The sequence below is a fragment of the Novosphingobium sp. genome, assembly GCF_049240505.1.
In the GTDB taxonomy this organism is placed as follows: Bacteria; Pseudomonadota; Alphaproteobacteria; order Sphingomonadales; family Sphingomonadaceae; genus Novosphingobium.
Genome location: NZ_JBMLSM010000069.1, coordinates 1 through 11,194 on the forward strand (window position 1 = coordinate 1; position 11,194 = coordinate 11,194).

11 protein-coding genes are annotated in these 11,194 nt (G+C 61.6%); 10 read left to right on the forward strand and 1 reads right to left on the reverse strand.

Annotated features, from left to right (window positions below):
- Positions 1-68: 68 nt before the first annotated feature.
- Positions 69-773 carry a TetR/AcrR family transcriptional regulator gene (locus tag ACOVQ0_RS06060; protein WP_421881513.1) on the reverse strand — a complete coding sequence of 235 codons (705 nt, stop codon included), beginning with the start codon at positions 771-773 and terminating at the stop codon, positions 69-71.
- Positions 774-921: 148 nt separating this feature from the next.
- Here ACOVQ0_RS06060 and ACOVQ0_RS06065 point away from each other — a divergent pair, with 148 nt between their 5' ends.
- The 10 genes from ACOVQ0_RS06065 to ACOVQ0_RS06110 all read left to right on the forward strand — a co-directional run bounded on the left by ACOVQ0_RS06065 (position 922) and on the right by ACOVQ0_RS06110 (position 11,136).
- Positions 922-2,112 carry an amine dehydrogenase large subunit gene (locus ACOVQ0_RS06065; protein ID WP_421881516.1) on the forward strand — a complete coding sequence of 397 codons (1,191 nt, stop codon included), beginning with the start codon at positions 922-924 and terminating at the stop codon, positions 2,110-2,112.
- A gap of 1 nt (position 2,113) precedes the next feature.
- On the forward strand, positions 2,114-2,602 hold the full coding sequence (locus ACOVQ0_RS06070; RefSeq protein WP_421881519.1) for a MauE/DoxX family redox-associated membrane protein: 489 nt from the start codon (positions 2,114-2,116) through the stop codon (positions 2,600-2,602).
- Entirely contained in the window at positions 2,602-3,189 is a 588-nt protein-coding gene (locus ACOVQ0_RS06075) for a thioredoxin fold domain-containing protein (protein ID WP_421881543.1), read from the forward strand. Before ACOVQ0_RS06070 ends, ACOVQ0_RS06075 begins: the two co-directional genes overlap by 1 nt.
- Positions 3,190-3,192: 3 nt before the next feature.
- Complete coding sequence (locus ACOVQ0_RS06080) at positions 3,193-3,750, forward strand: methylamine dehydrogenase light chain (RefSeq protein WP_421881522.1); 558 nt, start codon at positions 3,193-3,195, stop codon at positions 3,748-3,750.
- Between the two features lie 14 nt (positions 3,751-3,764).
- Entirely contained in the window at positions 3,765-4,217 is a 453-nt protein-coding gene (locus ACOVQ0_RS06085; RefSeq protein ID WP_421881525.1) for a c-type cytochrome, read from the forward strand.
- Positions 4,218-4,222: 5 nt separating this feature from the next.
- The gene (locus ACOVQ0_RS06090) at positions 4,223-4,687 is read left to right on the forward strand and encodes a cytochrome C (protein WP_421881528.1); all 465 of its coding nucleotides are present in this window, start codon (positions 4,223-4,225) and stop codon (positions 4,685-4,687) included.
- Positions 4,688-4,704: 17 nt separating this feature from the next.
- Positions 4,705-6,912, forward strand: coding sequence for a TonB-dependent receptor domain-containing protein (locus ACOVQ0_RS06095; RefSeq protein WP_421881531.1), 2,208 nt, complete (start codon positions 4,705-4,707; stop codon positions 6,910-6,912).
- Positions 6,913-6,953: 41 nt separating this feature from the next.
- On the forward strand, positions 6,954-8,357 hold the full coding sequence (locus ACOVQ0_RS06100) for an aldehyde dehydrogenase family protein (protein WP_421881534.1): 1,404 nt from the start codon (positions 6,954-6,956) through the stop codon (positions 8,355-8,357).
- Complete coding sequence (locus ACOVQ0_RS06105) at positions 8,354-9,979, forward strand: AMP-binding protein (RefSeq protein ID WP_421881537.1); 1,626 nt, start codon at positions 8,354-8,356, stop codon at positions 9,977-9,979. The genes ACOVQ0_RS06100 and ACOVQ0_RS06105 overlap by 4 nt, the downstream gene beginning before the upstream one ends.
- A gap of 113 nt (positions 9,980-10,092) precedes the next feature.
- A complete protein-coding gene (locus tag ACOVQ0_RS06110; RefSeq protein ID WP_421881539.1) occupies positions 10,093-11,136 on the forward strand; it encodes a hypothetical protein in 1,044 nt (347 codons plus the stop codon).
- The last annotated feature ends 58 nt before the right edge of the window (positions 11,137-11,194 follow it).

Below are 11,194 nucleotides of genomic sequence, written 5' to 3' on the forward strand. Positions count from 1 at the left end.
TGCATCGCTTGCAGGGGCAACCAGCCCCTGCTGCACGCTGCGCCTTGCCAGCGAGTCTCCTATCGCAATCACGATGATCCAGATCGGTCGGAAAGTGCTCTAAGATCAGCGATCTCTTCCGGCGTGATGGTTTTCACCAGATGGCAGAACGTGGCGATTGCGATCCGTTCAAGCTGCGGCATACGCGGTTCGAAAGGCTTTTCGTGGCCTGCGAAAATGGTCATGCCTTCCATTGATGCCGAGATGAACAGCGCAATGATTTCACGCTCCTCACCTGTCAGATCAGGCCGCATCTCTGCGATAATTTCCAGCAAGGGCGCGCGGGCGCGGACATAGAGTTCCTGCATTCGTTCCAGCACGAAAGCATCATGGTTCGAAAGGCTCCACAATTCGGGGAAGAACCGCGTGGTCTTCTTTGAGCGGATATCGTCCAGCACCAATGTGCAAAGACGGCTGAGGCGCTCCTCAGGCGGCACGCCGGGCATGTGCATGATGGTGGCGAATTCCACTTCATAGGCGCGGATCACCGCATCCAGCAGTTCGCGCACAAGGTCTTCGCGGCTGCGATAATGGTAGGTGAGGTTGCCGAACTTCATGCCGCAGGCGGTTGCGACTCGGCGCATCGACATGGCGCGATATCCCTCTTCGATCAGGATCGACAGCGCAGTGCGCAGGATCAGTTCGCGCGTCTCATTGCCCTTGAGATAACCGCCATCCCGTTCAGGCATGATCATGTCCGTTACCGTGATGAGGTGGGTATCATGCTGATCCATAAGTGAAATTCCTCATTTCTAAGTCGACTATAGCATCAATATAAAACTTGTCATACGACATATTTAGGTCACTTGACAGAATTGTTGCCTGTTTGAGACTATGACGCATCGCCGGTTGTTCAAGATCGGCGGGGCAGGGAGTTCTCGGATGAGGTCGTTTGCACTGGCTCTTGCAGCCTCGGTTTCGATCACGGCAATCGTGGAGGCACCAGCGCTGGCCGCACCCGCTGCGCCAGCAGCCTATCCGAACGCCTTGCCGGAAGAGCAGATTCCCGTAGTGAACACGCTACCCGCTCAGTGGCCGTCCAGCTGGGTTCTGGTTCACGATTTCCATTTCAGTTCGATCGTCGATGGGCGCGTCATGCTGGTGGACACCGCCTCTCCCGAACGGCCAGTGCGCGGGATCGTCCGCGCGGCGCAGTTTGCCAACATGCTGGTTTCGCCCCGGCGGGGTGAGGTGCTGACGTCGGAAACGTTCTATTCGCGGCTGACCCGTGGCGAACGCACTGATGTGGTGACTTTGTGGGATATGGCCACGCTCCAGCCAAAGGGTGAAATCGTGATGCCGGGCGGCAAGCGTCAGCAGTCGGTCACCTACCCGCAGGTGTTTCAGTTCACCAATGCGGAAAAGTGGGCGCTGGTTGCCAACTTCACGCCCGCACAATCGGTCAGCGTGCTCGATCTCGATGCGCGCAAGGTGATCGCCGAGATCGATTTGCCCGGCTGCGCGCAGCTCTATCCCACGGGCGCGCGCGGCTTCTCCAGTTTCTGCGCCGATGGCTCTCTGATCAGCGTGAAGCTGGGGCCGGATGGGCAGGCGTTCTCATCAAAGGTTGTCGAGAACATCCACGATATCGACAACCAGCCCCTGTTTGGAACGCCCGCATGGCAGGGGCAGACAGCATGGTTTGTCAGCTATCATGGCCGCATTCAGGGTTTCGATTTTTCCGGCGACGTGGGCAAGGCGATTCCCGGCGCGTTCGATCTCGGCACGGCAGAAGGTGCTGCGCCCGAATGGCGTCCCGGCGGCTGGCAGGTGATCGCAACTGACAGTGCGGGCAAACTCTATGTCCTGATGAGTCCCAATGGCCGCGAAGGCAGCCACAAGGATGGCGGGACCGAAGTGTGGGTTGCCGATCCTGCAAAGAAGGCCCGCGTGGCCCGCATCGCCCTTCGCGGCATCGCCAGCGCCATCGGGCTGACCAAGGAAGCCAAACCGCAACTGATTGTCGCGCGCGCCGATGGCGTGATCGATGTCCACGATGCGGCAACTGGCGCGTTCGTCCGCTCGCTGGGCACTGCGGGCGGAGCAAACCCCATCCTGATCACGGCACCTTGAGATGACCGCGCTCTCCCTCTTCCTTGCGCTGCTGCTGGCGGGTTCTGCCACGCACAAGGCGCTGGCGCATGATCGCATGACGGTCGCCGCCGCACGGCTGACCGGGCTTTACCGGCACGGACAACTCGCCCTTATCGTGGCAGGATGCCTTGAACTCGCGGCGGCCGCCATGTTGCTCGTGCCAGCACTGCGGCCTGTTGGCGCGATGATCGCAGCGGGCGTTTGGCTGGCCTATGCAGCAGCCTTGCTGCGCCAGCGCGGACGGACGCTGGATTGCGGGTGCGATCTGGTGGCGCGTGAAAAGCCGGTGGACTGGCCCATCATCGCGCGGCCCACACTGCTTGCCCTGCTGGCAATCTCCGTTTCCACCCTGCCGGCGGCAGAGGGCTTTGCGCTTGACGCACCGTTCGCCGCCGCCGGTCTTTTGGCGCTCTATCTCGGTGCCTCTGAACTTCTCGCCATTCCCCACCCTCGCTGGAGGAAATCGTGATGCTGACTTCGCAGATCCTGTTGTGGACCGCCGTGATCGTGGAAGGGCTGCTGATTGCAGCACTGGCCCGTCAGGTCGGCATCCTGCACGAACGCATTGCGCCCGCAGGCGCTCTGACGTTGCATCAGAAAGTTGAGGTCGGCGAAGTCGCCAGCCCGATGACGGTGACGACAATCGACGGCGCACCGCTGGAAATCGGCGGCAAGCGTGAAGGCCGCAGCCAGTTGCTGTTCTTCGCTTCGCCCGATTGCCCGATGTGCAAGTCACTGCTGCCGGTGGTGCGCTCTGCTGCCAGTGCTGAGGCTGACTGGCTCGATGTTGTGGTGGCGGGCGATGGCACCAAGGCCGAATACCAGAGCTTGCGCGAAATGCACGGGCTTGAGCGGGTGCCGACGGTGCTGTCCGAAGCGCTGGGCCGTGCTTTCGGCGTCTCAAAGCTGCCCTATGCCGTGCTGCTGGACGAAGCGGGCCGCGTTGCCTCGCTCGGCCTCGTCAACAGCCGCGAACACCTTGAAAGCCTGTTCGAAGCGAAGGAGCGCGGCGTCGCCTCGATCCAGGATTTCCTCGCCCGCCGGAAGGAGGCCTGACCGATGAGCGCTTTCGACAAATGGACCGAGCGCCTGACACGCCGTGTGGCGCGTGGCACATCGCGCCGCAGCACGCTGGCATGGCTGGGCGCGACGATCACCGGGGCTGCGGTATTCCCCGTCCTCCCCGTCGCCCGCGCCGCTGCTGGCAGTCCGCACGGTGGGGCAGGGGGCCATGCGCCCATCTCGTCAGGCAATCCCCAAGACCCCGGCGATCAGGCAAGCTGCGATTACTGGCGCTATTGCGCGATCGACGGCTTCCTGTGTTCGTGCTGCGGTGGTTCGGTCAGCACATGTCCGCCGGGCACCGAAATGTCTCCCATCACATGGGTGGGCACATGCGCCAACCCGGCTGACAACCGCGCTTATGTGATCAGCTACAACGACTGTTGTGGCGTATCATCGTGCGGCCAGTGCCTGTGCAATCGCAATGAAGGTGACCGCCCGCAGGTTCGGCCCCAGTCAAACAACGATTACAACTGGTGCCTCGGCACCGAGAGCAGCATCTACAACTGCTCCACCGCCGTGATTATCGGCGTGGCAATGGACGGGCAGAAGTGAAAGCGCCCGCGACCTTGGCAGCAGTTTTGGCGCCAGTGCTTGCCGTGGCGACGCTGTCGCTGCCTGCAACGGCTGCGCCCGATGGCGCGGCGATCTATGCCCGTTGCGCAGCTTGCCACACCAAGACCGGCGCAGGCCTGCCCGGTGCATTCCCGCCGCTGGCCAGCGATTTCCGCGCACTTGCGGCCAAGCCTGCCGGTCGGCGCTATCTCGTTCTGGTCCTTACGCGCGGTATTTCCGGGCCGATCACGGTTGAGGGCAAGCCCTATCGCGGCGTCATGCCCGCACAATCGCTGGATGATGCCGCAACCGCAGCCGTCCTGAACCATGTCGGCACACAGGTCGCCAGAACCGGCCCGGCGATGAAGCTCTTCACCGATAAGGAGGTGGCCACGCATCGCGCATCGGTGGGCACGCTTTCGCCCGCCGATATCGGCAAACTCCACGCAGAGGTCGGCGGACGGTGAAGTTCATGCTGCTTCTCTCCGCCACACTTGCTGCCGTCGCGGCGGCAAGCGCGGTTGCGGGAGCCAGCGAAAGCACAATGCGGGGCGTGCCTGATCCGAAGCAGGCCCGCGTCGATTACATGCTGAAATGCCAAGGCTGCCATCGCCCAGACGGGGGCGGGGACGACAAGTCCAATCCGCCGATGAAGCATATTGTCGCGCAGTTCCTGTCCGTGCCGGGCGGGCGCGAATTTCTGGGGCGCGTGCCCGGCGTTTCGACCGTCGATCTCGATAATGTGCGGTTGGCGAACCTCGTCAACTGGACGCTCTACACATTTGATGCGGCGCATCTGCCCGCCGATTTCCGGCCTTACACCCCGGAAGAAATCGGACAGTTGCGCCGCCACCCCCTGCGATTGGAACGCGCCGAAATGAGAGCGCGACTGGTGGCAGGGTTCACGCAGGAAGAAGCAGGAACGCATCAACCCTGACATTCGGGAGGCAAGTCATGAGGGAACGTCTTTATCGTGGAATCGCGCTGGCAGGGATCGCCACCGCATCCATTTTTGCCGCAACACCAGCCTTCGCGCAGGATGCGCAGGCTGAAACGGCAGTGCCTGATGGCGAGATTGTCGTCACCGCCACCAAACGCGCCGAAAGCCTGCAGTCGGTGCCGATTTCCGTCTCGGCAATCGGCGGCGATACGCTGGCCAAGGCGCGGGTGAACAGCGTGGACAATCTGGTCACCAAGGTCGCCAACCTGCAATTGACGTCCATCGTGGGGGACAACACGCCGATCTTCGCGCTGCGCGGCGTTTCGATGTCGGACTACAGCCTCAACCAGTCCAGCCCGGTCGCCACCTATTATGATGAAGTCTACAAGGGCAACTTCGCGTTCCTCGGCGTTGCCATGTACGATCTTGAGCGTGTGGAAGTGCTGCGCGGCCCGCAAGGCACGCTCTATGGCAAGAACACCACCGGCGGCGCGGTCAACATCATCGCAGCACCCGCAAAACTTGGCGAAACCAGCGGTTATGCCAACGCTGGCTATGGCAACTACAACCGCGTCGATCTGAACGGTGCGATCAACCTGCCGTTGAGCGAAAAGGCCGCGCTGCGCGTTGCGGGCACCTACAGCCGCGCCGATGGCTGGTTCAAGAACGTGGTGCCCGGCAAGCCCGATCTGGCATCGACCGACGAATACGCCATCCGCGCCACGCTGAACGTGGAGGCGAGCGACACCGTGCGCTTCGTCCTGCGCGCTTCGACCAGCTTCCAGAACCCCCGGAACTACGGCATCTACGCGCAGCCCGAAGCCGCCAACCGCCCCGGCCTCGGTGAACGCGAAATCGCTTCGAATATCGATGAAAAGCGCCGCGCCCGCACATATTCGGTCGCGCTGACCGGCACCTTCGATGTGTCCGACACGCTTACCGTCACCAGCATCACCTCGTGGGACAAGGGCAACCTTTCATTCTACGAAGATACCGACGGCACCGCCACCGAACTGCTGGAAATCCCCTATCTCGACCGCGCCACCCAGTTCGCACAGGATCTGCGGTTGACCAGCGACACCGGCGGACCGTTCGATTTCATCCTCGGTGCCTATTACAACCGTGAGAAGGTCTACAACCAGACCACGTTCGAGATCGGTAAGGATATCGATTCCGATGGCCTGCCCGGCATCACCGCCAACGATTGCGCGGTGGGCCTTCCGCTTGCCTGCCTGTTCCGCAACCAGTTCGATCAGGTAAAGAACAGCTACGCGCTCTATTCCGATTTCAAGTTCGCGGCGACGGATGCCATCACCCTGCGCGGCGGCCTGCGCTACACGCACGACACCGGCACGCAGAGCAATTTCTCGTCCGATGCGCTGGGCGTGGATGGCACGCTGATCGCAAACCTCATCCCGCTTTCGTCGCTTCGCTATTCGCAGGACAACCTCTCCGGCAAGATCGGCGTGGATTACAAGCTGGCTGGCGGCAACCTGCTCTACGCCAGTGTCAGCCGTGGTTACCGCGCACCCAGCTTCAATGCGCAGGCTTTCTTCGATCCGTCCGAACTTTCCATTGCCCGGCCAGAGGAAGTCACCTCATACGAAGCCGGTCTGAAAACCCAGTTCATGGATCGCAAGATCACCTTGAACCTTGCCGGGTTCTACTACGACTACAAGAACCAGCAGTTCATCAACATCGATCCGGCCACTGCGGCGCAAACCCTGCTGAACATCCCCAAATCGCGCATCTACGGCGGCGAGGCGGAACTGACGATCCGCGCCACCGATCAACTGACCATCCATTCCGGCGTGGGCGTCCTATCCACCAGCATCCAGCGCGGTATCGTCAGCGGCGTGAACGTGGCGGGCAATCGCCTGTCCAACGCGCCGAGCTTTACCTTCAATACCACTGTCGATCTGACGCTGTTCGATGGTGACATGGGCAAGTTCTCCGTCCACCCTGACATATCGTACCAGTCGAGCCAGTTCTTCGAAGTGCTCAACGTCTCCCGGCTGCGCCAGTCCAGCTACGCCATTGTCGGCGGGCACATCGATTGGGAAAGCGCCGATGGCCGCTTCAACGCTTCCGTCTGGGGCAAGAACCTGACCGACAAGTTCTACTTTACCTCGCGCGTCGATCTGCTCGCCGGTTTCGGCTTCGATTACAATCACATCGGCAACCCGCGCACATATGGGGTGAGCGTGGGCATGAAATTCTGATAGCCTGACCATCAAGGCGGCAAAGCCGCCAGGAGAGGATAATGACCGAATACAAGCTGCTGATCGGCGGCCAACTCGTCGATGGCGACATGACGATGGACGTGATCAATCCTGCCACCGGGGAGCCGTTCTGCACGGTTCCCCGCGCCAGCACCGCACAGGCCGATGCCGCCATCGCAGCGGCAAAGGCGGCGGTGCCGGGCTGGTCTGCGTTGCCTTGGGCAGATCGCCAGGCAAAGCTGATCGAACTGGCCGACGCCATCGCTGCCCGCAAGGACGAGATCGCCCGCGCACTGACGATGGAACAGGGCAAGCCTCTGGCCGAAGCGCTGGGCGAACTCGCATGGACCGATGGCTATTTGCGCCATTACGCCACGCTGGAACTGCTGGAGCGGATAATCCAGGATGATGAAACCGGCTACATCGCGGTGAAGCATCGTCCGCTCGGCGTGGTCGTGGGCATTATCGCGTGGAACTTCCCGCTGCTGGTTGCCTGCTGGAAAATCGGCCCCGCCGTGCTGGCAGGCAATGCCATCGTACTCAAACCCGCGCCCACGACGCCCGTCTGCGCGTTGATCCTTGGCGAGATTTGCCGCGATGTTTTTCCCGCAGGGGTGGTCAACATCATCACCGATGCGAACGACCTCGGTGCGCACCTCACGGCGCATCCCGATGTCGCCAAGGTGGGCTTCACCGGCTCTACCGCTACCGGGAAACGTATTGCTGCCAGCGGCGCGGATACCCTCAAGCGGGTCACGCTCGAACTCGGCGGCAACGATCCGGCCATCGTGCTTGAGGATGTTGACGTGCGCGAAACCGCGCAGGCTATCTTCGGCAATGCCTTCCTCAACAACGGGCAGGTCTGCCTTGCCATCAAGCGGGCCTATGTTCACGCCGATATCTACGATGCGATGTGCGGCGAACTCGCCCGCCTTGCAGAAGCGGCCGTGGTCGATGACGGCTTGCAGCAAGGCACCCAGATCGGTCCGATCCAGAACGCGATGCAGTTCGAAAAGGTGAAGGGCTTTCTCGAATCCGCCCGCGCAGAAGGCACGGTCGTTGCAGGCGGTGATGTGATGGAGCGGGCAGGCTACTTCATCCGTCCCACCATCGTGCGCGATGTTACCGACGGCGATCGTATCGTGGATGAAGAGCAGTTCGGCCCGATCCTGCCGCTCATCAAATTCGATAATGTGGAAGACGTGATCGCCCGCGCCAACGCCAGCGAATATGGCCTTGGCGGCTCGGTCTGGTCCAAGGATGTCGGTCGCGCGGCAGAGATTGCCTCGCGCATTGAAAGCGGGCAGGTCTGGGTCAACCAGCATATTGCCATTGGCCCGCACATCCCGATGGCCGGATTCAAGAACAGCGGCCTCGGCGTCGAACAGTCGGTCGAAGGCCTTGCCGAATATACCCAGACGCAAGTGGTGAACATCAAGCGATGACGCAGCTTTCCTATGCCAAGGGCGCGGTGGACGAACCACTGCTGGAAAAGACCATCGGACAGGCCCTGCGCGATGCCGCTGCGCAATGGGGCGCTGACCTTGCGCTGGTATCACGCCATCAGGGCATTCGCTGGACGTGGGGCGATCTCGATGCCGAGGTTGATCGCGTTGCTACCGGACTGCTCGGGTGCGGTGTGGCGAAGGGTGATCGCGTCGGCATATGGGCACCAAACTGCGCAGAGTGGACCGTGCTGCAATTCGCCACTGCACGCATTGGTGCGGTGCTTGTCACGATCAATCCAGCCTACCGCACAAGCGAGGTGGAATATGCACTGAACAAGGTTGGCTGCACGTTCCTCGTCACCGCCACCCGCTTCAAGAGCAGCGATTACGTTGCAATGCTGCGCGAACTCGGCCCTGAAAAACTGCCATTGCTACGCAGCACTATCGTTCTGGGAGATGAGGCACACGAAGGTTTCGAACCGTGGGAAGCCCTGCGCGCAGAACCAGATGTCGCAGCGCTCGCCGCAGTCGATGCCACGCTCGACCGCAACGACCCGATCAACATCCAGTTCACCAGCGGCACCACCGGCTTCCCTAAAGGGGCGACGCTCACCCATCGCAACATCCTGAACAATGGACACTTCACCGCCCGCATGATCAGGCTGACCCACAAGGACCGCATCTGCATCCCGGTGCCGCTCTACCACTGCTTCGGCATGGTTCTCGGCAACCTTGCCGCGCTCGCCAGCGGGGCGGCGATGGTTTATCCGGGCGAGGCTTACGATGCCAGACTGGCGCTCGAAGCCGTCCAGGCTGAAGGCTGCACCGCGCTCTATGGCGTGCCGACGATGTTCATCACCATCATCGCCCAGCCAGATCTCGATAAATATGACGTCAGCACCCTGCGCACGGGTATCATGGCCGGATCGCCGTGTCCGGTCAGCACGATGCAGCAGGTCATGGACCGTCTGAACATGACGCAGGTGACCATCGGTTATGGCATGACCGAAACCAGCCCGCTCACCACGCAAACGGCCACGGACGATCCTTTAGCAGAGCGGGTCGGCACCGTGGGCCGCGTTCATCCCCATGCCGAAGCCAAGGTCGTGGGCCTTGATGGCCAAACGCTGCCCATTGGCGAACAGGGCGAATACTGCTCGCGCGGCTATGCCGTCATGCTCGGCTATTGGGATGATCCTGCAAAGACCGGGGAAGCCATCGACGTTGAAGGCTGGATGCACTCAGGCGATCTCGCCACGATGGATGAACAGGGCTACATTCGCATCACGGGCCGCATAAAGGACATGATCATTCGCGGCGGCGAAAACATCTACCCGCGCGAGATCGAGGAATTCCTGCTCACGCACCCGGCGGTGCAGGATGCGCAGGTCTTCGGCGTGGCTGACGAGAAGTATGGCGAGGAAGTCTGCGCATGGATCATCGGGCGGGAAGGGCAGCTGCTCTCAACCGATGATGTGCTGGCGCACTGCAAGGGCCGCATCGCGCACTACAAGGTGCCCCGCCACATCCGCGTGGTCGAAGCCTTCGCCATGACGGTTACCGGCAAGGCGCAGAAGTTCGAAATGCGCAAGATGATGGAAGCGGAACTGGCGGGGTAGAATCCCATTTTCGTCAAGCGCGTTAAGGATTTATGCGTATCCCACTGGTAAGCCAATGCTTGCCGGATGTGGTTAACACCGGCTCAACTGGAATTGAGTTGGGGGTCCAAGAAATGTCGCGCTCCGCATCCACATGGCTCGCTGCCGTCGCGCTCGCCGCCCTGCCTGCACAGGCCTATGCCGAAGGCGTAGTCTCAACGCAGGCCGATTGGCGTCTGGCAGAGGCTGGCAGCACCGCGCTGGTTTCAGCCGGACGGCAGCAATCGGGCGCGATGCTTGGCGTGCAGTGCGATGCCAACGACATGCGCGGTCGCCGTCTGATCTTCGGCGCTTACCGCAACGAAGACGGCACCGGCCTGCTCAAGGCGCTGGCGGTCACGCGCCCCAAAGTCATCACCATCTCGGTTGAATCGCAGTCAGCATGGGCCGAATTTGGCGTTGCGCTTGAAGGGAAGGGCCAGCTCAGCCACACCGGCGTGGCCGATTACGTCGCAGGCTATCTCTCGGCAGAGCAATATGGCCTGATCCGTTCCGCCCGCTCGCTGACCATTAAGGTTGGCGAAAAGGTGTTCTGGTTTACCGGCAACGGTTCGCTCACGGCAACCAATTCACTGGTCTGTGGCGGTGCATCGCCGATCCGCGCAAGCCGCATGGCCGTGGAAAGCGCCAGCCGCCCCAAGCCGCCGGTGCAGTCGCGCTGGGTATTCGCGCCCGGCCTGCTCACGCCCGATCCGGCGCGCGGCAGCTATCAGGCGTTTTCGTCGGTATCCGGCTTTTCGGGCAACGAACTGGCCAGCTTCAACTTCGAACTCACCTGCCGCGCAGGGCAGCTTCACGCCATGTTCCGCAACGGTTCGGTTCATGCCAGTGTCAAAGATGCCGCTGCACAAAGCGCCACGGCTTTCATGAAATCGGTGAACGGTCCGGCCAATACCGCTGAAGTCTATGCCAAAGGCCAGATGCTCTCCCGCTTCCCGGTCGAAGCGGACAAGAGCGGCAACGGACACCCGCTTTCGGCCAAGGAACTGCAGGGGCTGATGAAGTTCGACAAGATCGTTGTCGCGGGCCAGAACGCCACGGTGGAATTCGGCGGCCAGGATGGCCCTTCAAGCGTACTTGCGCTGGCGCAGGCCTGCGGTGCGTCCAAACGGAGCTAGAGTACTTTCCGACCAATCTGGGTCACCGTGACGGAGCCAAATTTGCTTCAGGGCGAGG

Coding starts and splice junctions, on each gene's coding strand:
- ACOVQ0_RS06060 (WP_421881513.1), bottom strand. CDS start 773: ATGGATCAGCATGATACCCACCTCATCACGGTAACGGACATGATCATG.
- ACOVQ0_RS06105 (WP_421881537.1), top strand. CDS start 8,354: ATGACGCAGCTTTCCTATGCCAAGGGCGCGGTGGACGAACCACTGCTG.
- ACOVQ0_RS06100 (WP_421881534.1), top strand. CDS start 6,954: ATGACCGAATACAAGCTGCTGATCGGCGGCCAACTCGTCGATGGCGAC.
- ACOVQ0_RS06065 (WP_421881516.1), top strand. CDS start 922: ATGAGGTCGTTTGCACTGGCTCTTGCAGCCTCGGTTTCGATCACGGCA.
- ACOVQ0_RS06080 (WP_421881522.1), top strand. CDS start 3,193: ATGAGCGCTTTCGACAAATGGACCGAGCGCCTGACACGCCGTGTGGCG.
- ACOVQ0_RS06095 (WP_421881531.1), top strand. CDS start 4,705: ATGAGGGAACGTCTTTATCGTGGAATCGCGCTGGCAGGGATCGCCACC.
- ACOVQ0_RS06090 (WP_421881528.1), top strand. CDS start 4,223: ATGCTGCTTCTCTCCGCCACACTTGCTGCCGTCGCGGCGGCAAGCGCG.
- ACOVQ0_RS06110 (WP_421881539.1), top strand. CDS start 10,093: ATGTCGCGCTCCGCATCCACATGGCTCGCTGCCGTCGCGCTCGCCGCC.
- ACOVQ0_RS06070 (WP_421881519.1), top strand. CDS start 2,114: ATGACCGCGCTCTCCCTCTTCCTTGCGCTGCTGCTGGCGGGTTCTGCC.
- ACOVQ0_RS06075 (WP_421881543.1), top strand. CDS start 2,602: ATGCTGACTTCGCAGATCCTGTTGTGGACCGCCGTGATCGTGGAAGGG.